The 24,225-nt window shown below is 71.5% G+C and carries 21 protein-coding genes; 12 read left to right on the forward strand and 9 right to left on the reverse strand.

The window, feature by feature from the left end; translation table 11 throughout:
• Positions 1-176 precede the first annotated feature (176 nt).
• Complete coding sequence (locus E1266_RS20760) at positions 177-512, reverse strand: STAS domain-containing protein (protein ID WP_184878281.1); 336 nt, start codon at positions 510-512, stop codon at positions 177-179.
• Between the two features lie 208 nt (positions 513-720).
• Between E1266_RS20760 and E1266_RS20765 the strand changes: the two genes are divergently transcribed.
• From E1266_RS20765 to E1266_RS20770, 3 genes are all read left to right on the forward strand, one after another.
• Positions 721-1,098 (forward strand): hypothetical protein, encoded by a 378-nt coding sequence (locus E1266_RS20765; protein ID WP_132049413.1) that lies wholly within the window; start codon positions 721-723, stop codon positions 1,096-1,098.
• A gap of 114 nt (positions 1,099-1,212) precedes the next feature.
• The gene (locus E1266_RS38120) at positions 1,213-1,383 is read left to right on the forward strand and encodes a hypothetical protein (RefSeq protein WP_165966146.1); all 171 of its coding nucleotides are present in this window, start codon (positions 1,213-1,215) and stop codon (positions 1,381-1,383) included.
• A 96-nt stretch (positions 1,384-1,479) separates the two neighbouring features.
• The gene (locus E1266_RS20770) at positions 1,480-3,036 is read left to right on the forward strand and encodes a long-chain-fatty-acid--CoA ligase (protein WP_132049415.1); all 1,557 of its coding nucleotides are present in this window, start codon (positions 1,480-1,482) and stop codon (positions 3,034-3,036) included.
• A 283-nt stretch (positions 3,037-3,319) separates the two neighbouring features.
• Here the strand turns inward: E1266_RS20770 and E1266_RS20775 are convergent, their stop codons facing one another.
• The 3 genes from E1266_RS20775 to E1266_RS20785 all read right to left on the reverse strand — a co-directional run bounded on the left by E1266_RS20775 (position 3,320) and on the right by E1266_RS20785 (position 7,040).
• Positions 3,320-4,222: an endonuclease/exonuclease/phosphatase family protein gene (locus tag E1266_RS20775; protein ID WP_132049417.1), complete on the reverse strand. Its 903-nt coding sequence runs from the start codon at positions 4,220-4,222 to the stop codon at positions 3,320-3,322.
• A 174-nt stretch (positions 4,223-4,396) separates the two neighbouring features.
• A complete protein-coding gene (gene tuf / locus E1266_RS20780; RefSeq protein WP_132049419.1) occupies positions 4,397-5,581 on the reverse strand; it encodes an elongation factor Tu in 1,185 nt (394 codons plus the stop codon).
• Between the two features lie 220 nt (positions 5,582-5,801).
• Positions 5,802-7,040: an MFS transporter gene (locus E1266_RS20785; protein ID WP_165966147.1), complete on the reverse strand. Its 1,239-nt coding sequence runs from the start codon at positions 7,038-7,040 to the stop codon at positions 5,802-5,804.
• A gap of 66 nt (positions 7,041-7,106) precedes the next feature.
• On the opposite strand from E1266_RS20785, the gene E1266_RS20790 reads away from it, so the two are divergent.
• Complete coding sequence (locus E1266_RS20790) at positions 7,107-8,315, forward strand: arginine deiminase (protein ID WP_207945797.1); 1,209 nt, start codon at positions 7,107-7,109, stop codon at positions 8,313-8,315.
• A 29-nt stretch (positions 8,316-8,344) separates the two neighbouring features.
• On the opposite strand, the gene E1266_RS20795 is transcribed toward E1266_RS20790, so the two are convergent.
• From E1266_RS20795 to E1266_RS20805, 3 genes are all read right to left on the reverse strand, one after another.
• A complete protein-coding gene (locus E1266_RS20795; RefSeq protein WP_132049425.1) occupies positions 8,345-8,878 on the reverse strand; it encodes an ATP-binding protein in 534 nt (177 codons plus the stop codon).
• Positions 8,879-9,269: 391 nt separating this feature from the next.
• The gene (locus E1266_RS20800; protein ID WP_243718664.1) at positions 9,270-11,282 is read right to left on the reverse strand and encodes a PAS domain-containing protein; all 2,013 of its coding nucleotides are present in this window, start codon (positions 11,280-11,282) and stop codon (positions 9,270-9,272) included.
• 145 nt (positions 11,283-11,427) lie between these two features.
• Positions 11,428-11,763 (reverse strand): rhodanese-like domain-containing protein, encoded by a 336-nt coding sequence (locus E1266_RS20805; protein WP_132049427.1) that lies wholly within the window; start codon positions 11,761-11,763, stop codon positions 11,428-11,430.
• A 46-nt stretch (positions 11,764-11,809) separates the two neighbouring features.
• Here E1266_RS20805 and E1266_RS20810 point away from each other — a divergent pair, with 46 nt between their 5' ends.
• The 3 genes from E1266_RS20810 to E1266_RS20820 all read left to right on the forward strand — a co-directional run bounded on the left by E1266_RS20810 (position 11,810) and on the right by E1266_RS20820 (position 16,817).
• Entirely contained in the window at positions 11,810-12,271 is a 462-nt protein-coding gene (locus E1266_RS20810; protein WP_132049429.1) for an SSI family serine proteinase inhibitor, read from the forward strand.
• A 373-nt stretch (positions 12,272-12,644) separates the two neighbouring features.
• The gene (locus E1266_RS20815; protein WP_243718666.1) at positions 12,645-13,988 is read left to right on the forward strand and encodes a glycoside hydrolase family 43 protein; all 1,344 of its coding nucleotides are present in this window, start codon (positions 12,645-12,647) and stop codon (positions 13,986-13,988) included.
• Positions 13,989-14,078: 90 nt separating this feature from the next.
• Positions 14,079-16,817 carry a beta-L-arabinofuranosidase domain-containing protein gene (locus E1266_RS20820; RefSeq protein WP_132049432.1) on the forward strand — a complete coding sequence of 913 codons (2,739 nt, stop codon included), beginning with the start codon at positions 14,079-14,081 and terminating at the stop codon, positions 16,815-16,817.
• Between the two features lie 9 nt (positions 16,818-16,826).
• On the opposite strand, the gene E1266_RS20825 is transcribed toward E1266_RS20820, so the two are convergent.
• Positions 16,827-17,690, reverse strand: coding sequence for a DNA-formamidopyrimidine glycosylase family protein (locus E1266_RS20825; RefSeq protein WP_132049433.1), 864 nt, complete (start codon positions 17,688-17,690; stop codon positions 16,827-16,829).
• Positions 17,691-18,048: 358 nt separating this feature from the next.
• Between E1266_RS20825 and E1266_RS20830 the strand changes: the two genes are divergently transcribed.
• From E1266_RS20830 to E1266_RS20840, 3 genes are all read left to right on the forward strand, one after another.
• Positions 18,049-18,258, forward strand: coding sequence for a heavy metal-associated domain-containing protein (locus tag E1266_RS20830; RefSeq protein ID WP_132049434.1), 210 nt, complete (start codon positions 18,049-18,051; stop codon positions 18,256-18,258).
• Positions 18,259-18,319: 61 nt separating this feature from the next.
• On the forward strand, positions 18,320-19,291 hold the full coding sequence (locus E1266_RS20835; RefSeq protein ID WP_132049435.1) for a hypothetical protein: 972 nt from the start codon (positions 18,320-18,322) through the stop codon (positions 19,289-19,291).
• 27 nt (positions 19,292-19,318) lie between these two features.
• Positions 19,319-21,625, forward strand: coding sequence for a heavy metal translocating P-type ATPase (locus tag E1266_RS20840; protein ID WP_132049436.1), 2,307 nt, complete (start codon positions 19,319-19,321; stop codon positions 21,623-21,625).
• 46 nt (positions 21,626-21,671) lie between these two features.
• Here the strand turns inward: E1266_RS20840 and E1266_RS20845 are convergent, their stop codons facing one another.
• Positions 21,672-22,163 carry a MarR family transcriptional regulator gene (locus tag E1266_RS20845; protein ID WP_132049437.1) on the reverse strand — a complete coding sequence of 164 codons (492 nt, stop codon included), beginning with the start codon at positions 22,161-22,163 and terminating at the stop codon, positions 21,672-21,674.
• Positions 22,164-22,258: 95 nt separating this feature from the next.
• On the opposite strand from E1266_RS20845, the gene E1266_RS20850 reads away from it, so the two are divergent.
• Together E1266_RS20850 and E1266_RS20855 are read left to right on the forward strand one after the other, a co-directional pair.
• Entirely contained in the window at positions 22,259-23,341 is a 1,083-nt protein-coding gene (locus tag E1266_RS20850) for an alkene reductase (RefSeq protein ID WP_132049438.1), read from the forward strand.
• A gap of 327 nt (positions 23,342-23,668) precedes the next feature.
• A partial coding sequence (locus tag E1266_RS20855) for an RNA polymerase sigma factor (protein ID WP_243718662.1) occupies positions 23,669-24,225 on the forward strand: 557 nt, incomplete at its 3' end.

Genomic DNA, 24,225 nt, shown 5'->3' on the forward strand with positions numbered 1-24,225 from the left:
GCAGACGGGGAGGGGCGGGCCGCGGGGGTCGCCGGCGGGAACGCCCCGGCCCGTTTCCGGCGCGGTGGCCCGCGGGACGAACGCGCTTCATCCCGGCCGGGCGGGGGCGTGCGGAAAGGGGCCGCCCCCGGCTCTCGCCGGTGGGCAGCCTTACGGACGATAAGGGACGGACCGGGTCAGCCCGCGTCCATGGCGGGTGCCGCGTCGCTCACGGTGAACACGGTGTCGAGCCCGGTGACCTGGAGGATGCGCTTGACGGCGGGGCGCGGTGCCGCGAGTTCCAGCGAGCCGCCCTGCTCCTTGAGCCGCTTCATGGCCGCGAGCAGGACGTTCATGCCGGTCGAGTCGCAGAACTCGACGCCGCTCAGGTCGACCACGATGCGGTCGACCTGGTCGCGCAGGAGGCCCGCGAGGGCCGCCTGCAGCCGTGGCGCGGTGTAGAGGTCCAGCTCACCGACCGCCGTAACGACGGCGTGATCCTCCTGAGACGTGGTCGAGACGTTTAGCTCCACGTCCGGCACACTATCTCGCGAACGGCCCGCGGGCCAGACAGTTGACCAAGTCCCTTGCGGCATGGGCGTGTCGCCGCTCGGGCAGTCCACACGCTTTGAGAACTACGCACCGTGATGTCATGATCTCGCAAGCGGCGATGTCCGCGGGCGGTCCGGTGTTCTCCCGGTTCCCGCCTCGCGGGGGCCCCGAGTAGGAGAGGCTGAGCAGGTGCAACAGCGGCATGGGCGGCAGGCCGATCCGAGGGAGGCCCGAGTTCGCGAACGCCTGGAAGCGATCCGCGCGCGCTCGGCGAAGTCCAGTTCGTGGCGGACGTCCACCCAGTACCTCTACCGCCTGATGAACAGGAACGGCTTCGTCCCGGTCAAGGCGCGCCTGTCCCGGGAGGACCTCTCCTTCCTCGCGGGCGCCCGCGAGGAGGTCATCATGTTCGCCGAGCTCGGCGTCCGGCTCCTCGACCTGCACCGGCCCCAGGAGTCCGGCGGCATCAGCAGTGACCCGGGCGCCCCCATCCACCGCTGCCGCGCCTGCATGGCCCGCTGGCCCTGCCCCACCTTCCGCGCGATCGACGAAACCCTGAGCACCTGACCGGAACCCCAGGGCCCGGGTCAGGGTGGGGCTCCGCCTCACGGTGGGGGATGACGTCGCAGAGTCGTCCCCAAGGGTGATGACCTCCGCGGACCGAGCGCATACGGTGAAGGCATGGGTAAGACAGTTCTGACCGTTCTCGGTGTGATTCTCGCGGTGTGGCTGGTGATGACCGTCATCGGGTCGATCCTGGCCATGATGAAGTTCTTCTTCTTCATCGGACTCATCGCCGTCGTGGTGGTACTTGCCGTGACCGCGGTCTCCAAGATGTCAAAAAGTAACTAGCCAAGTGGTCCCGCCCTCTTGCCGGGGCACCGCCGATGGCCGCATGATGCCGGGACAACCAGGCTAAACAGGCGGTTATCGGCGAAGGGGCCTATCGTGGCGGTTCTGACCGAGGTACTGCGCGAACGCGCGAGTTCGCATCCCGATCGCGTCGCGTACATCGCGGGCGAGACCGAAATCAGCTTCGGGGACTTCGACCGGCGCGTCGACCGGGTCGCCTCCGCCCTGGCGGGCGCGGGCGTCGGACGGGACGACCGCGTCGCGATCCTCGACAAGAACTCCCTGGAGTACGCCGAGCAGCTGTTCGGCGCGGCGCGCATCGGCGCCGTCCAGGTCCCGGTGAACTACCGGCTGGCGCCCGACGAGGTCGCCTACATCGTCAACAACGCGAAGGCCAAGGTCTTCATCGTCGGCCCCGAGTTCGTCCCCGTCCTGGACGCGATCGCCGACAAGCTGGAGCACACGAGCCTTAGCGTCGTCATCAACGGCGGGGACACCGCCTACCAGGACTACGCCGCCTGGATCGACGCCGCGCCCGACACCGCGCCCGAGTACGAGCCCGCCTCCTCGGACGTGTTCGTGCAGCTCTACTCGTCGGGCACCACGGGCCGCCCCAAGGGCGTCATGCTGACGCACGACAACTTCTTCGCGGCCCTGGCCGTGACCAACGACCTCTGGGAGATCGACGAGTCGTCGGTCTTGATGATCGCCATGCCGATGTACCACGTGGCGGGCAACGTCCTCTCGGTCTCCTCCATCTACAACGGCCTCGCCGGCGTGATCGCCCGCGAGCCCGACCCGACGCTGATCGCCAAGGGCATCGAGCGGCACAAGGTCACGCACATCTTCCTCGTCCCGGTCCTGCTGCAGTTCATGCAGCTGATCCCGGAGGTCGCCGAGGCGGACATGTCCAGCCTGAAGCTCCTCCTCTACGGCGCGTCCCCGATCAGCGAGGACGTGCTGCGCGGCGCGATGCGGATGCTGCCGAACACCGAGTTCATGCAGGTGTACGGGCTCACGGAGGTCACCGGGGCGATCACCATGCTGCCCGCGGAGGACCACGACCCGGACGGCCCGAACACCCACCGGCTGCGCAGCGCCGGGGTGCCGAACGCCACCACGAAGATCAAGATCGTGGACCCGGCGACGCAGGAGGAGGTCCCCACCGGCCAGGTCGGGGAGATCATCTGCCAGACACCGCAGAACATGAAGGGCTACTGGGGCCTGCCCGACGCGACCGCGTCCGCGCTCTCCGACGACAACTGGTTCCGCACCGGCGACGTCGGCTACATGGACGAGGACGGCTACATCTACATGCACGACCGGGTCAAGGACATGATCGTCTCCGGCGGGGAGAACATCTACCCGGCCGAGATCGAGAACGTCCTGATGAGCCACCCGGCCGTCACCGACTGCGCGGTCATCGGCGTCCCGTCCGACAAGTGGGGCGAGACCCCGAAGGCCCTCGTCGTGCTGTCCGAGGACGTGTCCGAGCAGGACATCATCGACTTCTGCCGCGAGCGCCTGGCCCACTTCAAGTGCCCCAGCACCGTCGAGCGCCGCGACGAGATCCCCCGCAACCCCACGGGCAAGATCCTCAAGCGCGAACTCCGCGAGCCCTACTGGGAAGGCCACGACCGCGCCGTCCACTAACACGCGAGCAAGGGCGCCCCGACACTACGGGGCGCCCTTCTCACGCCCGGCCTCAACCTCGGCACACGGACGCAACGCCCCCAGCCACCTCCGCAACCCCGCAACCCCGCCACAACCTCAACGCCTGCGATCGCGTCCGAAGGCAGGTTTCGAGCCTGCGAGAAACCTGATCGCGCAGCGAGCCCCTAGGCGAGCCGGAGCGATGCAGCGATCGCGCGCATTGCCCGTTGAAGGGAAGGCCCTCCAGGGCCTGACCGCCGAGGGCAATGCAAGAAAACTCTGCTCAGTACCTCACGGCGGCGGAGAGGGGGCGGTGGTCGGAGGCCGCGGTGCGGGTGTTCGGGACGCTGCATGAGACGGCGGCCGAGCGGGTGGTGAAGAGGTAGTCGGTCTTGTCGACCGCAGTGCCCTGCCAGTTCTGGCGGGTGTTGGCGCCGGTGCGGGACGACCCCGTCTGGTCGCACTCGGCGTAGGCCTCGTAGAGGGGGTCGAGGGACGGGCTGTCCGGGACGTCGGCGAGGTCGCCGCCGACGAGGACGCGGCCGGGGCCGGCGAGGTCGACGAGGGCGCTCGCCTGCTTGTGCCGCCAGTCGTCGCCTTCGGCCGGGTCGAGCTGTGTGACGCAGACCCGGGTCGTCCAGGACGGGACGTCCCCGCACAGGGCGAGCGGGGCCCGGCCGGCGGGCGCGGGCAGCTCGGCCTCCTCCGCTTGGGTGAGCGGGGCGTCGGTGCCGATGGCGACGCCTAGGCGGCCCTGGCCCCGCGCGCAGTTCGGGCCCTTGGGGAGCGGCGCGAACGCCCAGCTCCACTTGCCCAGGGTCTTTTTGAAGCCGCGGACGTGGCCCTCGCAGACCTCCTGGAGGAGGACGGCGTTCGTGCTGACCGTGCGCCCGCCCACCTCGGTGGCCTTCATCCGCTGGACGATCTTCTTGCCGAGGCCGGCGGGGTCCGTGCCGAGCGGGCAGCCGGGCTCCGCGTCGCCGCAGACGTTCCAGGTCATCGCGTTGATCGTCACCGGGTGCGCGCCCACGGCGGCACCGTCGGCATGGGCCACGGTCCCGTCCGCGCGGGCGGAGTCTCCGCCGCCCGGTATGTCCCCGATGCCGGCGCCGGTGGCGGCCGCGGTGACGACCGCGGCGGCCGCGCAGACCGAGAACAGGGGAATCAGGGCGCGGGGGGATCGCACACATTCTCCAGTGGGGGTGTCAGCGGGGATGACAGCGGCATTCCACCACAACAAGATCGCTTCCGCCAGCGATTCGCGACCAGTCGGTCATTTCACGACCGGGCCGCTCGGACGTGGCGGTTCGCCCCCGAAGGAGAGGGGGCCCGGCGAGTGATCCCGCCGGGCCCCGTCCCGCTAGCCGAGCACCTCGGTGACCGTGCCGGCGCCGACCGTCCGGCCGCCCTCGCGGATCGCGAAGCCGAGGCCCTCGGTCATGGCGACCGGCTTGCCGAGCTCGACCGTCATCTCGACCGAGTCGCCCGGCAGCGCCATGCCGCCCTCGCCGCCGAGGTCGATGTCGCCGACCACGTCCGTGGTGCGGAAGTGGAACTGCGGCCGGTACCCGTGGAAGAACGGCCTGCTCCGCCCGCCCTCGTCGGCGGTCAGCACCCGGACGCGCGCCCGGAACCGCAGGTGCGGCTGGATCGCGCCCGGCGCGCTGACCACCTGGCCGCGGCGGACCTGGTCCCGCTTGACGCCCCGCAGGAGCATCGCGGTGTTGTCGCCCGCCTCGGCGTGGGCCATCGACTGGCCGAAGGTCTCCAGCCCGGTCGCGACCGTGCCGAACGACTCGCCGAGCCCGACGACCTCCACGGCCTCGCCGACGCCGATCCGGCCCTGCGCCACGACCCCCGTCACGACGGTGCCGCGCCCGGTGATCGTCAGGACGTTCTCGATCGGCATGAGGAACGGCTGGTCGAGGATCCGCGGCGGCACCGGCACGTACGCGTCGATCGCGTCGAGCAGGTCGCCGATGCGGGCCGTCCAGTACGGGTCGCCCTCCAGCGCCCGCAGGCCGGACACCCGGACGACCGGGATCTCCTCGCCGGGGAACCCGTACTCGGACAGCAGTTCCCGCACCTCCAGCTCGACGAGGTCGAGCAACTCGGTGTCCTCGACCATGTCGGCCTTGTTGAGGGCCACCACGATGTGCCGGACGCCGACCTGGCGGGCCAGGACGATGTGCTCGCGGGTCTGCGGCATCGCCCCGTCCTGCGCGGACACGACGAGCACCGCCCCGTCCACCTGCGCCGCGCCGGTGATCATGTTCTTCACGTAGTCGGCGTGGCCGGGCATGTCGATGTGGGCGTAGTGCCTGGTCGCGGTCGAGTACTGGACGTGCGCGACGTTGATGGTGATCCCGCGGTCGCGCTCCTCGGGCGCACGGTCGATGCGGTCGAACGGCACGGCGGACGCGGTCCCGCGCTCGGCGAGCACCTTGGTGATCGCCGCGGTCAGGGTCGTCTTGCCGTGGTCGACGTGCCCCATCGTGCCGATGTTGAGGTGGGGCTTGCCGCGCTCGTAAAGCTGCTTCGCCATTGTCTCGTCCTCACTGGTGGGACCGGTGAGAACCCATGCGCGTGCATGCGCATTCCCGGACACCCCCCTCCGCTGGTTCTCCGAGGGGCAGGACGGAGAGGGGTCAGCTTCGCGCGCCGTCGTCGAGGGCTGCGGCTGCCGAGAAGGCAGCCGGCACCGCGCTCAGCAGGGCGTGGCCTGCGAGCGTCATGGTGCCGGCTGCGAAGAACATGCTCGAAGACTACGAATCGCCCTGCACCGCGTCGACAGGTTTTTCACCTGCGGGGACGCGCAGCAGCACGAGGCCGACGGCGGCGCCCGCGAACTGGAACGCGGCGATCGCCAGGACCAGGCCGACCGGGCCGATCGCGGCTGCGGACGCGGCGGTCAGCGCGGCGCCGACCGCGGACGCGCCGATCTTGAGGCTGCCGGCCGTGGTGTTGACCTGGCCGAGCCGCTCCGGCGGCGACTCGCGCTGCCGGAGCATCAGGGTCGCGGCGAACACCGGCCCCTCGCTGACGCCCGCGACCACGAACGCCGCCGTCGCCCACGCCAGCGACGGCGCCACCGCGAGGGCGGCGAGCGACGCGCCGAACGCCACCAGCCCGGCGATCATGACCGGTTCGCCGTGCTTCGGCGTCAGCCAGCGGCTGGACGCGAGCGAGCCGATCAGCGAGCCGATCGCGAGCGCCACGAGCAGTTGCCCGCCGGCGCTCGGCGCCGCCCCGATGTGCTCGGCGAGGAGCACCGCGGTCACCGCGACGCCGCCGAAGCCCATCCAGGCGAGCGTCGTCGCCGCGGTCAGCGCCCGCAGCACCCGGACCTCGGCCAGCACGAGCAGCCCGCCCGCGATCATCGGGAACCATCCGGTGCCGGGGCGCGGGCCGGCGCCCGGGTCGGCGTCCTTGCCGGGAGGCGGGCCGGGGAACGGGAGGAGGGGGAGCGTCAGGAGGCCGAGGACGCCGACGGCGATGATGGCGACCCCCGCGTACTGGCCGCCCGCCAGGGAGGCGAGACCGGCGGCGAGGCCGGGGCCCGCGATCCCCGCGAGGTTGTAGCTGGACGCCTCCAGCCCGTACGCGCGGGACAGCCGCCCCGCGGGCACGAACCGGGGAAGCAGGCTGGTCAGCGCCACGACGATCGGCTCGGTGACACCGATCACGGCCGCGACGAGCAGCGCGAGGACGAGCGGCGACCGGCCCGCCACCGCCAGCAGCACCGCGGTCGCGACGGTGTACCCGGCGGCGAGGAAGACCGCGACGCGGCGGGGCCGGCCGACCCGGTCCAGCGCGTGCCCGATCAAGGGGCCGCTCAGGACGTACGGCAGCGTCATCGCGGTCTGCAGGTAACCGGCGGTGGCGGCGTTGCCGGTGCGCGCCTGGACGGTCAGGACCAGCGCCGTCGCGACGCCCTCGGCCGACACCCGCAACAGCGTCGCCGACGTGAGATGGAGCGGAAGCGCCGCCGTCCTGCCGGTCACCGACGCATCTTGGCACAGGGCCGTCCGGTCGGCTCCGCCGTGCGGCGCGCACCTAGACTGCGGAGTGTGACGGCAACGAGGACGGCACACGAGTACCGGGTCACCAGCGAGGTCGGGCGGCTGCGGACCGTCCTGCTGCACCGTCCCGGCGCCGAGCTGAAACGGCTCACGCCGCGCAACAGCGACAAGCTGCTGTTCGACGCGATTCCGTGGGTGGGCCGCGCGCAGGAGGAGCACGACGCGTTCGCCGAGGCCCTGCGGTCGCACGGCGTCGACGTGCTGTACCTGACGGAGCTGCTGCAGGACGCGCTGGAGTACGGGGAGGCGCGGGAGCAGGCCATCGCGGACGTCACCGCCGACCTCCGCCTCGGCGACCAGCTACGCCGCGTCGTGACGGACCACCTGCGGGACCTCGCACCGGAGAACCTCGCGCACACGCTGATCGCCGGGCTGGCGCACGAGGAGCTCAAGGCCGGGCACGGGCTCGTCTACCGGCTGATGGACCGGCTCGACTTCATCATCGACCCGCTGCCCGGCCTGCTGTTCACCCGTGACAACAGCGCGTGGATCGGGGACCGGGTGGCGGTGACGAGCCTGGCCATGGAGGCCCGGCGGCGGGAGGCGGCGCTCACCGGCCTCGTCTACGCCCATCACCCGCGGTTCGCTGAGGTGGAGCCGGTGTACTCGCCGTCCCTGGAGCACCTGGAGGGCGGCGACGTCCTGCTGCTGTGCCCGGGGGTGATCGCGGTCGGCACGGGCGAGCGGACGACCCCGGCCGGCGTGGAGCGGCTGGCCCGGCAGGTGATCGCTGCGGGGCTGGCGCACACCGTGCTGGCCGTCCCGATCGCGCAGGAGCGGGCGACCATGCACCTCGACACCGTCTGCACGATGGTCGACGTCGACACCGTCGTCATGTACCCGCCGATGGCGCACTCGCTCGTCGCCTACACGGTCACACTCGGCGACGGCGACCTGCGGGTCACCGGGCCGCGCCCGTTCCTCGACGCCGCCGCGGCGGCGATGGGCGTCGAGCGGATCAAGGTGATCGACACCGGCCTCGACCCGGTCACCGCGGAGCGGGAGCAGTGGGACGACGGCAACAACACGCTCGCGGTGTCGCCGCGCCTCTGCGTCGCCTACGAGCGCAACATCGAGACGAACGCGCAGCTGGAGGCGGCCGGTATCGAGGTCATCCGGATCAGCGGCAGCGAGCTGGGGACCGGCCGGGGCGGGCCGCGCTGCATGTCGTGCCCGCTGCTCCGCGACGAGATCTGACCATCGGACCGGCCGCGCGGGATGCGGCTTTACGCGGGGTACGCCTTGCTGGTCGCCGTGCGGCTCCGGTCGTGGAACTCTTCCGGCTCGTCCAGGAGGTCCGGCCAGTCGGAGAGGTCGGGAACGTTCTGCGCCCCGTCCAGCACCCCCGCCTCCTCATCACCGGACGCGGTGGGAGCCCGCAGGATGGCCCATACCGTGGTGGAGCCGTCCTCGTGGCGCACGCCCCAGCCGTCGGACAGGGTCTCGACGATGCCGAGCCCGCGCCCGCCGAGCGAGGACAGGGTGCCGGGGCCGCGGCGCGGCTCGGTCATGGCGCCGCCGTCGCTGACCTCGAGTTCGAGGACCTCCCCGCGGCGCCGCCACCGGACCCTGACCTGGCCGGACGGCAGCGGCCGGGCGTGCCGGAGCGCGTTGCTGATGAGTTCGCTGATGATGACGGTCGCGTCGTCGACGATGGCGTCGTAGACGCCCGAGTCGACGAGTTCCGAGCTGAGGCGCCTGCGGGCGACCGCGACGCTGGACGGTGCGTGGGGCAGCAGTACTACGCTCGACGCCCTCACCTCCCCGAGGTTCCGCTTACTCGGACGCTTCCCGTCGTCGCGCTTCCAGTAGGACCGAAATGCCCTTTGGATCCCGACCGGAAACACGAACCAACTAGTCTGCCACCTGCACAACGAGTCACCGCACCTCCGGTCACGGTGATCACCCTCGGATCGGAATCCCGTCACCAACGGCGACCATCAAAGGATCTATCCAGCCAACGGCGGACTTACTCCTCACGCACGCGTTTCGTCCATCACACCCCCCGGACACCGCACTTTCCCGCAGAGGCCAACCCTGCCACCCATCGAGGCCGCCGATTGCCCTGGTCACACCGGTCTCACCGCGGCACCGGCGACGGAGTGGCCGCGCGGTAAGCACGTCGCGCGGGGCCCGCCGGGCGGCGGGCGGTCAGTGGGCGGCGCGGAGGACGAGCCGCATGCACGTGCCGTCTCCGCGACGCGCGCCACCTGCGGGTCCTCGCCCGTCGGCGGTGCGGAGCAGGGTGTTCTGCCTGGAAACGGGCGGCGACACCGGCGCGGCGGACCCGTTTTCTCCCCAGCCGCCCGGCTCCATGTGAGATCCGTCACGATTGCCATTTTGGGCCGGATGTGCCGAGATCTTTCCGCCCTGCGCCTCGGTGAGCCGCTTCACGATGTACAGCCCGAGCCCTATTCCGCCGAACCGCCGCCGGTCCCCGGCCTCGCCCTGGACGAACCGCTCGAAGATCCGCTCGTGGTCGCCGGCCTTGATGCCGATCCCCTCGTCCACGACCGTCACAACGATGTCGGATCCGTCGCGGACCGCCTGGACGCTGACCGTCCCGCCGTCGGGGGAGTACTTGAACGCGTTCTCCAGCAGCTGCCCCAGGACGATGTCGGTCGCCATCGCGTCCCCCTGGCAGGGCGGCAGGTCCGGGTCGACCTCCAGCTCGACGCGGTGCAGCGGAGACAGCGACCGGAACCCGGCGACGACCCCCGTCAGCACCCGCGCCAGGTCGAACGACTCGATCGTCACCGTCAGCTCGTCGGCGCCCGCGCGGGAGCCGAGCAGCAGGTGCTCGACGAGGCGGCCGAGCGACTGGGCGCGCTCGGCGATGGTGGCGACGGCGGCGCGCCGGTCGGTGTCGGCCATCTCGTCCCACCGGTTGACCAGCGTGGACGCGAACCCCTGCACGACCGTGATCGGGGTGCGCAGCTCGTGGCTCGTGGTGGCGAGGAAGAGGTCCTTGGCCTCCTCCAGCGCCTTGGCCTCCGACACGTCGCGGAAGTCGACCACCAGCTCGCCGGTCTCCTCGATCTCGGCGGCCAGCACGTTCAGCCACGTCCCCGACTCCAGCCGGAACGTCAGCATCTCGCCGAGCGCGGGCATGTCGAACGGCAGCGGCCGGCCGATCGCGTCCTCCGGCGGGATGCCGGTCAGGGTGTGCGCGGCCGGGTTCCACTGCCGGACGACGAGATCGTGGTCGAGCACGGCGATGCCGTCGGCGCTGGAGTCGATGACGGCGCGCTCGTGCGCCCGCTGCCGGACGACCTCCGCGTAGGCGACGGCGTTGCCGACCGCGACGCCCGCGTGCCCGGCGAGCAGTTCCAGCAGCTCGAGCTCGGTGTGGCCGACCTTGCGGCCCGAGAACAGGGCGTAGAGCGCGCCGTACGGACGGTTCTGCAGGTACGACAGGCCGAGCGCGATGGTGTGCAGCCCGGACAGCTCCGACCAGATCAGGTCGCCGAGGCGCCGCTCGCCCGTCGCGAGCTTGACGGTCTTGCCGGACCGCAGCAGCTCCCCCACCAGGCTCGGCCGCAGCTCGGCGGACCGGCCGCGCATGTGCTCCGGCAGCCCCGACATGCTGACCAGCCGCAGCCGCTCGCCCTCGATCCGCACGAACCCGCCCGCGTCGGCGCCGGTCAGCTCGATCAGCGCGCCGGTGATCCGGTCGAGGACGACGGCGAGGTCCAGCTCGGCGTTCAGGTCGGCGACGATGTCGTTCAGCCGGCGGACGAGCCGGGCCCGCTCGGTCATGTAGTGCTGGACGACCTCGTCCTCGTCGACCGGGTGGTACACCCCGACCCAGCCGAGCAGCGTGCCGGACGGGTCCTGCAGCAGGCTCGTGTCGATCCGCACGTCGATCAGGCGGCCGTCCCGGTGGAACCTGCGGGTGGCGATCGAGATCTGCCCGCTCTCGCCCTCGCCGGCGGGCCGGGTGAGCAGCCGCTCCTGCACGGCGTTGTGCTCGGCCTTCAGCTCGTCCGGGACGATCGGCGGCACCCGCCCGACCATCTCGTCGGCCGTCCAGCCGAACATGCGCTCGGCGGCGGGGTTCCACACGGTGACACGGTGGCGCTGGTCGACGGCCACGATCGCATCGGCGGCGCTCTCGATGACGGCGCGCGCGATCGGATCGTGGACGTGGTTCACGTCTGCAATCGTGCCACCGCACCTCGCGCGACGCGGGGTAACTTGCACCGAAAGTTCCCACGTCACACTTACCGTTTGGTAAGGCTACCGCTCGGTAACCTTTGCCCCCGGCCCGGCTACCGGCCCTGGCGCCCCGTGTCCGCGCCGGTGCCGATCACGCCACGTGCGGGGGGCCGTCGCCGCCGCCCTCCATCGGACGCCCGGCCTCGGCCCAGCCCTTCATTCCCCCGTCGACGTTCTTCGCCAGCCAGCCCGCCTGGTTCAGCGCGACGGTCACCTGGGCGGAGCGGGCCCCGGACCGGCAGATCACGAAGACCTCCTGGTCGCGCGGCACCTCCCCGGCCCGGTCACCGAGCCGGCCCATGGGGATGTGGACCGCCGCGGGCGCGTGACCCGCGTCCCACTCGTACTGCTCCCGCACGTCCAGCAGGTAGGCGTCCTGCGGAACGTCAGCGGCCCGCACGGCCGGCACGTCGTCCCCGAAATTCATCACACCCCCATGGAACCGCGCCGACCCCCTGTGCGTCGAATCACTCATGCGGTATCGGACGCTCCTCTTCGTAGCGCCCGGGCTGGCCGTGCTCCTCTTCTCGGCCGCCTGCGGCGACGAACAGGCCAACGGAAATCCCGCCGCCGAGCCTTCGGGCACGACGTCCGTGCAGCCGTCCAGCTCGCCGGCGGAGACGCTCACCATCGATGTCCGGGCCTCCGAGCAGGCCCCCGCCAAGTCCTGGACCCTGACGTGCGCGCCCCCGGGCGGCGACCATCCCAAGGCCGCCGAAGCCTGCGCGGCCCTCACCAAGGCCAAGGACCCGTTCAAGCCCGTCCCCAAGGACCAGATGTGCACGCACATCTACGGCGGCCCGGAGGTCGCCACGGTCAAGGGCACCTGGGACGGGAAGAAGGTCGACGCCCAATTCAGCCGCAAGGACGGCTGCCAGCTGCACCGCTGGACGGAGGTCGCGCCGCTGTTCGGCGACGTTCCCAAGGTCCGCTGAACGAGCCATCCCCGTTCCGGCTCCGTTCCCTAACTATCCGTAAGCCACGGGCCCCGGCGGTCGCGCCGGGGCCCTACGCATGTCCAAGGCCGGGCTGTCCATCTCACGACGCTGTTAAGGCCCAGGGCAGATGGGTGTTCGCGCTAACACTTCACCATTAACAGCCGCTGAGATGCGGTCATGGGCTTGACACTGCTGATGTTATCGCTCACATTGACGGGCAAGTCCACACCCGCGAGAAACGGCTCCCTTTTGGCGGCCGCCGGTGGCGGCCGGCCGATTTCCAATGGCAACGGCCGACGCTCCCGTCGGTTCACCGGAAAGGATCGGTGCGTTGATCCCCCGCCGAAGAGTCCTCGCCCTGTTGATCAGCGTGCCCACCGCGGCCGCCGCCCTCGTGGCGCACGGGCCGCCGGCGGCGGCGGCGACCTACGACGCGTACGTCATGGCGTACTTCACCGAGTCGCCCTCGATGACCGGGGCGAACTACGGCCTGCACCTCGCGGTCAGCCGGGACGGGCTCAACTGGACGCCGCTGAACCGCAACGCCCCGGTGGCCACGCCCACCGCCGGCACGCGCGGCCTCCGCGACCCGTTCGTGTTCCGCAGGCAGGACGGCACCTTCGTCGTCCTGGCGACGGACCTCAACGGCACCGACTTCTCGCAGAACAACCAGTACCTGCACGTGTGGGACTCGACTGATCTGCGGAGCTTCACCGGGTACCGCCGGATCCGGATGCACACCCTGAACACCCACACCTGGGCGCCGACGGCGTTCTGGGACGCGTCCCGCAGCCAGTACGGCATCGTCTACTCCGCCAACAACGGCAGCGACGTGCTGATGGTGAACTACACGGCCGACTTCCGCACGGTGAGCGGGCCCCAGGTCTACTTCGGCCCCGGCCACGGCGTCCTCGACGGAGACATCGTGGTGGACGGCGGAACCACCTACCTCTACTACAAGAACCTGTCCAACGGCCTTCTGTACGGGGCCAGGTCATCGACGGGAGCGCCCAACAGCTTCACCACCTACACGGGCGGTCTCCGCCAGGGGAACGCGATCGAAGCGCCGCTGCTGGTGAGGAACAACGAAGGCAACGGGTGGCGCCTGTGGGGCGACTCGTTCAGCCCCGTCAACAACGACTACTACGCGTGGTCCGCCCCGAGTGTGGCGGGCGGGGCGTGGACGGCGATGAACCAGCGCGACTACACCCCGCCGCTGAACTCCAAGCACGGCTCGATCACCGGGATCACCGCGGCCGAGTACGACGGCCTGGTCGCCCGCTGGGGCACCCCGGACTGGGTGCGGCTGAAGTCGTCCAACTACCCGGACCGCTACGTCCGGCACGCGAACTACGCGGCGCGGCTCGACGCGTACCCGTTCGACCCGTACCAGGACCAGATGTGGCGGATGGTGCCCGGCCTGGCCGACTCCGCCGGCGTGTCGTTCGAGTCCGTGAACGTGCCCGGCCACTACCTGCGCCACAGCAACTTCGAGGTGCGGCTCCAGCAGAACGACGGCACGGCGGCGTTCCGCGCCGACGCCACCTTCCACCGCACCGCGGGCCTCGCCGACGGAAGCTGGTCCTCGTTCCGCTCCCACACCCACCCGTCGCACTACCTCCGGCATTCCGGCTTCGTGCTGCGGATCGACCCGGTCGGCGCCTCGTCGAGCGCCACCGACCGGCAGGACGCCACGTTCCGCGTCACGCCCTAGACCCACCCCCTGAGCACGCCGCCCGGTGCGGTCCCCGGAAGCGCGCCGGGCGGCGTTCCCGCCCCCCGTCGAACGATCTTGGAGTCCGTCATGCCCATCCCACGTCTGAGCCGCCGCCGGCTCCTCCAGGCCGCGGGCGTGGCCGCCGTCGCGCCCGCCGTGCCCGCCCTCGGCGCCGGTCCCGCCGCGGCCGCCCTGCCGCCCGCCCGCGACGACATCGGCGTCCTGGCCCGCTCCTTCGAGCCGGGCCGGGTCCGCCTGACCGCCGGCCGCTGGCTGGACAACCAGAACCGCACGCTCTCGTATCTCCGCTTCATCGACGTCGACCGGCTGCTCTACAGCTTCCGGGCCAACCACCGGCTGTCGACGCAGGGAGCGGCGGCATGCGGTGGGTGGGAGGCGCCCAACTTCGAATTCCGGACCCATAGCCAAGGCCACTTCCTCACCGCGTGGGCACAGGCGTGGGCGGTCCTGGGGGACGCTGCCTGCCGCGACAAGGCGAACTACATGGTGGCCGAACTGGCCAAGTGCCAGGCGAACAACGCCGCCGCGGGATTCAACACCGGCTACCTGTCGGGGTTCCCGGAATCCGACTTCGACACGGTGGAGACGGGCACGCGCAAGGGCGTGCCGTACTACTGCCTCCACAAGACCCTTGCGGGACTGCTCGACGTGTGGCGGTACATCGGCAACACCCAGGCCCGGGACGTCCTGCTGCGGTTCGCGGGGTGGGTCGACTGGCGTACCGGACGGCTGACGTACGCCCAGATGCAGACCACGCTCAGGGTCGAGTTCGGAGGAATGAACGCCGTCCTGACCGATCTGTACCAGCAGACGGGCGACTCCCGCTGGCTCACAACGGCGCGGCGGTTCGACCACGCGGCCGTCTTCGACCCCCTGGCGGCCGGCCGGGACGAACTGAACGGCCTGCACGCGAACACCCAGGTCCCCAAGTGGGTGGGCGCCGTCCGGGAGTTCAAGGCCACCGGCACCACCCGCTACCGCGACATCGCCGCCAACGCCTGGAACATCACCGTCGACGCGCACACCTACGCGATAGGCGGCAACAGCCAGGCCGAGCACTTCCGGGCGCCGCACGCCATCGCCGCGTACCTGCGCAGCGACACGGCCGAGGCGTGCAACACCTACAACATGCTCAAGCTGACCCGCGAGCTGTGGCAGCTGGACCCGGACCGGGCGGCGTACTTCGACTTCTACGAGCGGGCGCTGCTCAACCACCTCATCGGCCAGCAGAACCCCGCCAGCGGCCACGGCCACGTCTGCTACTTCACCGGGCTCAACCCCGGCGGCCGCCGCGGCCAGACCGGTCCGGTGGTCGGCGGGGGGAGCTTCAGCACCGACTACGGCACGTTCTGGTGCTGCCAGGGGACGGCCCTGGAGAGCAACATGAGCCTGGCGGACTCCATCTACTTCCAGGACGGCACCACGCTGACCGTGAACCTGTTCGTCCCGTCGGTGCTCGACTGGTCGCAGCGCGGGATCACCGTCACCCAGGCCACGAGCTACCCGGCGAGCGATACCACCACCCTCACCGTCACCGGCGACGCGGGCGGCACGTGGACGATGCGCATCCGCATCCCGGCCTGGACCAGCGGGGCGACGGTCAGCGTCAACGGCGCGGCCCAGAACATCGCCACGACCCCGGGCCAGTACGCCGCCCTGACCCGGTCGTGGACGTCCGGTGACAGGGTCACCGTCCGGCTGCCCATGCGGGTCGTCATGCGCGCGGCCAACGACGACGCCGGCGTCTCCGCGATCACCTACGGACCGGTCGTGCTGTCGGGCAACTACGGCAACACCGCGCTGACCTCGCTGCCGACGCTGGACGTCGCGTCCATCACCCGCACCAGTACCAACTCGCTGACGTTCACCGCGACCGCGAACGGCTCCCAGGTGGGCCTCATCCCGTTCTACGACGCGCACGGCCACAACTACACCGTGTACTGGCGCGCCCCTGGCGAGGGTGGAGGCAGCGCCCCAGCGAGCTACAGGTTGTTCAACGCCGCGAGTGGTCTCGTCCTCGGTGTGCGGGACATGTCGGTGGCCGACGGGGGCCTCGCCCTCCAGTGGGGTGACACCGGGACAGCGGACCACGACTGGGAGATGCTCGTGGACGGCAGCGCCGTGAAGTGGCGGAACGTCAACAGCGGGAAGGTCCTCGGCGTCGAGAACATGTCGACGGCGGACGGCGCCCGCGTCCTGCAGTGGTCCGACACCGGCACGGCGGACCACCGCTGGACGGTCCTCGACGCGGGCGACGGCACGCACAAGATCCGCAACGCGAACAGCGGGAAACTGCTGGCGATCCTCGGCGGCTCGACGGCCGCCGGCGCCCAGGCCGCCCAGGACCCCGACGACGGGACGGCGGACAACCGGTGGTGGTTCGCGCCGAACGGCGACCGGCGCATCCAGAACCTGGCCTCGGGACTCGTCCTGGGCGTCCAGGGCATGTCGACCTCGGACGGCGGGCTGGTCGTCCAGTGGGACGACAACGGAACGGCCGACCACCTCTGGACCACCGTGGTGGACACCGGCGGCTACGTCCGGCTGCGCAATTCGCACAGCGGCAAGGTGCTCGGGGTCGAGAACGCGGCGAACGCCAACGGCGCCCGGGTCCTCCAGTGGGCGGACAACGGCACCGGCGACCACCGCTGGCGGCTGCGCTACGGCGCGAACGGCCACTTCCGGATCCAGTGCGGCAACGGCGGCCGGGTCCTGGGCGTCAGCGGCGCCTCCACGGCGCGGGGCGCGCAGATCGTCATCTGGGACGACAACGGGACGAACGACCACCTCTGGCGGTTCGTCTGACCCCGCGCGTCACTTGAGGAGGCGGGACATCCGGCGGTCGGCGAGCGGCTTGCCGCCCGTCTGGCAGGTCGGGCAGTACTGGAGGGACGAGTCGGCGAACGACACCTCACGGATCGTGTCACCGCAGACCGGGCATTTCTGGCCAGCGCGGGCGTGCACCCGCAGGCCGGTCTTCTTCTCGCCCTTGAGGTCCTGCGCCTCCAGGCCGCGCGAGCGCTCCACCGCGTCGCGGAGGGTGGTGACGATGGCCTCGTGCAGGGTCGCGACGTCGTCCGCGGTCAGCGACGCGGCGATCTTGAACGGGGACATCCGCGCGACGTGCAGGACCTCGTCGGAGTAGGCGTTGCCGATCCCGGCGATCACCTTCTGGTCGCGCAGCAGGCCCTTGATCTGGGTGCGCTTGCCGTCCACGATCGCGCCGAGCGCCTCGGGGGTGAACGCGTCGTCCAGCGGGTCGGGGCCGAGGGACGCGACGCCCGGCACGTCGGCGGGATCGCGGACGACGTACACGGCGAGCCCCTTCTTCGTCCCGGCCTCCGTCAGGTCGAAGCCGGAGCCGTCGTCCAGGTGGACGCGCACCGCGAGCGGGTTCTTGCCCCCGGGACGCGCCGGCCTGGCCGGGATCTCGTCCCGCCACCGCAGCCAGCCGGCACGGGCCAGGTGGATCACGAGGTGCAGCCCGTCGACGTCCAGGTCGAGGAACTTGCCGTGCCGGGACGCGCCGGTGACGGTGAGCCCGCCCAGCGAGGTCACCGGCGGGTCGTAGGTCTTGAGCGCGGAGATGGCGAGAACATCGATCCGGGCGATGGCGTGACCGACCACGCGTTCCCGCAGGAAGCCCGCCAGCGCCTCGACCTCAGGTAGCTCAGGCATGGAATCAGTATCCGCGATGTCGCCGCGCGGACCGTCCACAGGGCTGTGGAAGGCTGTGGAAAAACCTGTGCACAACTCGGGGACCGCGCGGACGGACGGCCTCTCCAGGGGCGATACCTCAGCGAATCCGGGCGAACCGGAGACCGCGCGTGCCGGACGGCCGTGCGCACAGGGTGTGGATAACTTTCCCGCGGTGACCGCCGGACGGCTCGACCGGCCGCTCACCAGGCAGGTCGCCGCGATGTGACCGGGATCTCGAAATAACCCCTAGGGGGTAGGGGTTGCCCACCGGTGGACGTTATGACAGCATGAGGCCCGGAAGATACCCCCAGGGGGTAATACCGGAGGGAGACGCCAGATGAGCACCGCCACCACCTACACCGTCACCGGAATGACCTGCGGCCACTGCGTCAGCTCGGTCACGGAAGAGGTCGAGCAGATCGCCGGGGTGACCGGCGTCGAGGTCGACCTGCCGACCGGACGGGTCACCGTGACGAGCGACGCGCCCCTCGACGACGCCCTGGTCAAGGACGCCGTCGAAGAGGCCGGATACCAGCTGAAGGCATGACCGGAGCGCCCTCGCGCGTCCGCGCGGGCGGCCTCCCAGAGAAGCCAGCGGAGTGATCGGCATGAACAGCGCGACCAAAGTGGGAGCCTACGCCGTGGGCCTGGCCGTCGTCTTCGGAAGCGCCGCGGGGATCGGCAAGGTCGTCGGCCCCGTAGGCGCCTCGGTGGAGAAGGCGTCGCACGAGGGCGGCGGCCACGGCGAGAGCACCGGCGGCGGGCACGGCGGGGCCGCGTCCCGGCCGCCCGGCGGCCTCCAGGTTTCGGAGGACGGGTACACGCTCGTCCCGTACCGGACGACGCTCACGCCCGGCAAGAAGACGGACTTCCGCTTCACCGTCAACGGACCGGACGGCAAGCCCGTCACCGCCTTCAAGCCCCTGCACGGCAAGCGGCTCCACCTGATCGTGGCACGGCGCGACCTGTCGGGCTTCCAGCACCTGCACCCGACCGAGTCCGGCGGCGTCTGGACGGTGCCGATCACGCTGCCGAAGGCGGGCGTGTACCGGTTCTTCACCGACGTCCAGCCCGAGAACGCGGAGCGGCAGCTCACGCTGGGGACCGACATCACCGCCCCCGGCGACCTGCGGCCCGTGCCGCTGCCGGAGCCCGAGCAGGTCGCGAAGGTGGACGGGTACGAGGTCAAGCTGACCGGCGGCCTCGTCCCAGGCAAGTCCGCCGAGCTGACCCTCACGGTGAGCAAGGACGGCGAGCCGGTCACAGACCTGGAGCCCTACCTGGAGGCGTACGGCCACCTCGTGGCGCTGCGCCAGGGCGACCTCGCCTACCTCCACGTCCACCCGGACGGGGAGCCGGGCGACGGCGAGACCGAACCCGGGCCGGGCGTCACGTTCTTCGCCGAAGCGCCCAGTTCCGGCGCATACCGTCTGTACCTGGACTTCAAGCACGGCGGCAAGGTCCGCACGGCGGAGTTCACCGTGCACGCCGGAAACGCCGGGGCCCCCGTCCAGCAGCCAGAGCAAGACCAGCCGAGCCATGACGAACCGGGGCACGACGACCAGCCCCACACGCACTGACCGCACGATCGAGGCAGAGGAGGAGCGATGAGCACGGACACCGCGTCCGGGCGTATCGAGCTGGCGATCGGCGGTATGACGTGCGCGTCCTGCGCCAACCGCATCGAGCGGAAGCTCAACAAGCTCGACGGCGTGACCGCGACCGTCAACTACGCCACCGAGAAGGCGAGCGTCGAGTTCTCCGGCGAGGTGTCGCCCGACGACCTGATCGCCACCGTCGAGAAGGCCGGCTACAGCGCCGAGCTGCCGGCGCAGAAGCGGTCCGAGGACGAGGCCGCCGAACCGGACGACGGGCTGCGGCCGCTGCGGCAGCGGCTGATCACGGCGGTCGTCCTGTCGGTCCCGGTCATCGCGATGGCGATGGTCCCGGCGCTGCAGTTCGAGGGATGGCAGTGGCTGTCGCTGACGCTGGCCGCCCCGGTCGTCGTGTACGCGGGCTGGCCGTTCCACCGGGCCGCGGCGATCAACCTGCGGCACGGCGCGGCGACCATGGACACGCTGATCTCGCTCGGCACGCTCGCCGCGTTCGGCTGGTCGCTGTGGGCGCTGTTCTTCGGCACCGCCGGCGAGCTGGGGATCAAGCACGGCTTCGAGTTCTCGATGACCCGGTCGGACGGGTCGATGAACATCTACCTCGAGGCCGCGGCCGGCGTGACCATGTTCATCCTGGCCGGCCGGTACTTCGAGACGCGGTCCAAGCGGCGCGCCGGCGCCGCCCTCCGCGCGCTGCTCGAACTCGGCGCGAAGGACGTCTCGGTCATCCGGGACGGGCGCGAGGAGCGCGTCCCGGTCGACCGGCTCGCGGTCGGCGACGTGTTCGTCGTCCGCCCCGGCGAGAAGATCGCGACCGACGGGACGGTCGAGGAGGGCTCGTCCGCGGTGGACGCGTCCATGCTGACCGGCGAGTCGGTCCCGGTGGAGGTCTCGCCGGGCGACGGCGTGGTCGGTGCGACCGTGAACGCCGGCGGGCGGCTGCTGGTCCGGGCGACCCGGGTCGGCTCCGGCACGCAGCTCGCGCAGATGGCGCGGCTCGTCGAGGAGGCGCAGACCGGGAAGGCGCAGGCGCAGCGGCTCGCCGACCGGATCTCCGGGATCTTCGTCCCGGTCGTGATCGCGCTCGCGCTCGGCACGCTCGGCTTCTGGCTGGGGACGGGCACCGGCGCCGCCGCCGCGTTCACCGCCGCGGTGGCCGTACTGATCATCGCCTGCCCGTGCGCGCTGGGCCTCGCCACCCCGACCGCCCTCATGGTCGGCACGGGGCGCGGCGCCCAGCTCGGCATCCTGATCAAGGGCCCGGAGGTGCTGGAGTCCACCCGCGAGGTCGACACGATCGTCCTGGACAAGACCGGCACCGTCACCACGGGACGCATGGCCCTGGTCGACGTCGTCACCGCCGGCGGCGTGTCCGAGGACGAGGTCCTGCGGCTGGCGGGCGCGCTGGAGAACGCGTCCGAGCACCCCATCGCGCAGGCGATCGCCAAGGGCGCGGCCGAACGCGTCGGCGAACTCGGCGCGGTGGAGGACTTCGCCAACGTCGAGGGCCTCGGCGTCCAGGGGGTCGTGGACGGCCACGGCGTCATCGCGGGACGCCCGCAGCTCCTCGCCGAATGGTCGCAGCACCTCAGCCCCGGCCTCCAGGACGCCATGGAGGAGGCCCAGGGGCGCGGCCACACCGCGGTCGCGGTCGGCTGGGACGGCGAGGCCCGCGCGGTGCTCACCGTCGCGGACCAGGTCAAGCCGACCTCGCGGGAGGCGGTCGAGCGCTTCCGGAAGCTCGGGCTGCGCCCGGTCCTGCTGACCGGCGACAACCGGGCCGTGGCGCGGACCGTCGCGGACGCGGTCGGGATCGACGAGGTCATCGCCGAGGTCCTGCCGCAGGACAAGGTGGACGTCGTCAAGCGCCTCCAGTCCGAGGGCCGGACGGTCGCGATGGTCGGCGACGGCGTCAACGACGCCGCCGCGCTCGCGCAGGCCGACCTGGGCCTGGCGATGGGGACGGGCGCGGACGTGGCGATCGAGGCGTCCGACCTGACGCTCGTCCGCGGCGACCTGCGGGCGGCCGCCGACGCGATCCGGCTGTCCCGCCGCACGCTCCGCACGATCAAGGGCAACCTGTTCTGGGCGTTCGCCTACAACGTGGCGGCGATTCCGCTGGCGGCGGCCGGGCTGCTGGTGCCGATGATCGCGGGCGGCGCGATGGCGTTCTCCTCGGTCTTCGTGGTCGGCAACAGCCTGCGGCTGCGCCGGTTCAAGCCGCTGGACGCGGACGCCGCCGAACCCGCCTCGGCGACCGCCGCCGGACCGGTCCGCCCGGAGGTTCCGGCGTCCCGCTGACCCGGGCCGCCCACGGCTGAGCGCGGTCCCCGCGAGGGGGCCGCGCTCAGCCGCGGAAAGCCGCGACGAGCGGCGCGAACGCGGGGTCCGCGGCGGCTTCGTCGAGGGCCTCGGTCAGGGTCTCGTCGTAGGTGGGGGCGGCCTTCCGGTGCACGGCCCGCCCCTCCTCGGTGATCACGGTGTAGACGCCGCGGCGGTCGTTGGGGCACATGGCGCGGCGGGTGAGCCCGGCGGCCTCCAGCCGGGCGACGAGGCGGCTCACCGAACTCTGGTTGAGGCCGATGAGGTCGGCGAGCTCCTGCATCCGCAGCTCGCCGTCGTCGGCGCGGGACAGCCGGCAGAGCGCGCGGAACTCCGACAGGCCGACGCCGTGCCGCCGCTGCATCGCCTTGGCCAGCTGCTGCTCGACGCGGGCGTGCAGGGTGACGACGCCGTCCCATAGCGCCGTGTCCGCAGTGCCCGAGTCCGCAGTGCCCGTGTCCGCGCCGGTGTCAGCAGTGCCGGTGTCCGCCTGCGAGCCGGCCGCACGAACGCTCATCTCGGCTCCTCCCCGTCTATTGACACCAGCCTACATGCAATGACAATCTCTGCATGTACATGCAATCAATGTAGATACATGATTCGGAGGCCGCAATGCCCAGCCCGCTCCTGCTCCCCTACGACGGGCCGCACCTGAAGCTGCGGAACCGGATCGCCATGGCGCCGATGACCCGGGGCCGCGCGGACGACGCGACCGGCGTCCCCCACCCGCTGACGGCGCAGTACTACGCGCAGCGCGCGGGCGCCGGGCTGATCGTCACCGAGGGGATCTGGCCGGACGTCCTCGGCAAGGGCGGGCCCGGCATCCCCGGCCTGGTCACGGACGAGCAGGTCGCCGGATGGCGCGCGGTCACCGACGCCGTGCACGCGGCGGGCGGGACGGTCTTCGCCCAGCTCTGGCACGTGGGCCGGATGACCCACCCGCTGATCCTGCCGGGCGGCGCGACCCCCCTGGCCCCCTCGCCCGTCCGGATCGAGGGGGAGCGGATCCACACGAACGAGGGCTGCGTCGACCACGTCACGCCCCACGCCATGACGACCGCCGAGGCGGAGGCGACCATCGCGGCCTTCGCCGCGGAGGCCCGCAACGCCGTCCGGGCCGGGTTCGACGGGGTGGAGGTGCACGGCGCGAACGGCTACCTCATCCAGCAGTTCCTCGCCGAGAACACCAACCGGCGCATCGACAAGTTCGGCGGTTCCCGCGCCGGACGGCTGCGGTTCGCGCTCGACGCGGTCGAGGCCGTGGCCGCCGAGATCGGCCCCGAGCGGGTCGGGCTGCGCATCTCCCCGCACAACCCGGAGAACGAGATCGAGGAGACGGACCCGGAGGGCACCTACCGGGCGCTCGTCGACGCCCTGGACCCGCTCGGCCTCGCCTACCTGCACATCATCGAGCGCGGCGCCTACGGGGCACTGGCCGACCTGCGGCCGCGCTGGTCGGGCACCCTCATCGGGAACTTCAACGGCCCGGACCCGACGTCGCAGCGGGCGGGCGAGCAGGTCCTCGCGGTGGGCCTCGCCGACGTGTTCTCCTTCGGCCGGCTGTTCATCTCGAACCCCGACCTGCCGACCCGCTTCGCGGCTGGCACGCCGCTCACCCCGCACGTCCCGGAGCTCGTCTACGGCGGCGGCGCGGAAGGCTACGTCGACTACCCGGCCCTCGCGCCCCAGCACTGAGAACCCCGTCCGCGGGGGCCCGTAAAACGACCAGACCCCGCCGGATCGTGCGACCCGGCGGGGTCCTGGTCTTGCGGCCGATGTGCGGGGTCGCCTCTCGGCGAAAGGCTCAACACGGCTCCAGCCGAACGGTATTCCGTGAAGGCGATAGGTGAGGCCCGGGGACACCAGGCACATCGGCTGTCATGTGTAACCGACGGGCCCCGGCGATTGTTCCCGGGGTGGACGGATCTTCCGTACCTGGTGGAAGCCATCCACAATGACTACTCACCGTTAACACTCGCGTACATGTTACGCGGTGGCCGGAATACCTGCACAATGGCCCGGATGGAACGGGCGGACGAGGAGCGGCTCTGCCGTGCCCTGCGGGCGGCGCAGGACGGCGACGAGGAGTCCTTCCGCATGCTGTACCGCGACGTGCAGCCCCGCCTGATCCGCTTCGCCGGCGCGCTCGTCGGCCCGGACGCCGAGGACGTGACGTCCGAGGCGTGGCTGCAGATCGCCCGCGACCTGCCCTCCTTCCGCGGCGACCTCGACGGCTTCCGCGGCTGGACCGCGACGATCACCCGGCACCGCGCCCTCGACCACCTGCGCCGCCGGTCCCGGCGTCCCAACGGCGACGTCCCCGTCGAGGCGCTGACCACGATGGCGGCCGAGGCCGACACCGAAGTCGCCGCGCTGGACGGCATCGCCACCCGGGACGCGATCCGGCTGATCGCCGAGCTGCCCCGCGACCAGGCCGAGGCCGTGCTGCTGCGCGTCGTCGTGGGCCTGGACGCCAAGACGGCGGGCAAGGTCCTCGGCAAACGCTCGGGCGCCGTGCGCACCGCCTCCTACCGGGGGCTGCGCCGCCTCGCCGACCGGCTTTCCCCCGCCCCCGCCCC

Source organism: Actinomadura sp. 7K534 (genome assembly GCF_004348575.1).
Classification (GTDB): Bacteria; Actinomycetota; Actinomycetes; order Streptosporangiales; family Streptosporangiaceae; genus Spirillospora; species Spirillospora livida.

Bases quoted from the DNA above. Each gene is read 5' to 3' on its own strand.
- E1266_RS38120 (WP_165966146.1), top strand. From the start codon at position 1,213: ATGGGTAAGACAGTTCTGACCGTTCTCGGTGTGATTCTCGCGGTGTGG.
- tuf (WP_132049419.1), bottom strand. From the start codon at position 5,581: ATGGCGAAGCAGCTTTACGAGCGCGGCAAGCCCCACCTCAACATCGGC.
- E1266_RS20805 (WP_132049427.1), bottom strand. From the start codon at position 11,763: ATGAATTTCGGGGACGACGTGCCGGCCGTGCGGGCCGCTGACGTTCCG.
- E1266_RS20810 (WP_132049429.1), top strand. From the start codon at position 11,810: ATGCGGTATCGGACGCTCCTCTTCGTAGCGCCCGGGCTGGCCGTGCTC.
- E1266_RS20820 (WP_132049432.1), top strand. From the start codon at position 14,079: ATGCCCATCCCACGTCTGAGCCGCCGCCGGCTCCTCCAGGCCGCGGGC.
- E1266_RS20825 (WP_132049433.1), bottom strand. From the start codon at position 17,690: ATGCCTGAGCTACCTGAGGTCGAGGCGCTGGCGGGCTTCCTGCGGGAA.
- E1266_RS20830 (WP_132049434.1), top strand. From the start codon at position 18,049: ATGAGCACCGCCACCACCTACACCGTCACCGGAATGACCTGCGGCCAC.
- E1266_RS20835 (WP_132049435.1), top strand. From the start codon at position 18,320: ATGAACAGCGCGACCAAAGTGGGAGCCTACGCCGTGGGCCTGGCCGTC.
- E1266_RS20840 (WP_132049436.1), top strand. From the start codon at position 19,319: ATGAGCACGGACACCGCGTCCGGGCGTATCGAGCTGGCGATCGGCGGT.
- E1266_RS20845 (WP_132049437.1), bottom strand. From the start codon at position 22,163: ATGAGCGTTCGTGCGGCCGGCTCGCAGGCGGACACCGGCACTGCTGAC.
- E1266_RS20850 (WP_132049438.1), top strand. From the start codon at position 22,259: ATGCCCAGCCCGCTCCTGCTCCCCTACGACGGGCCGCACCTGAAGCTG.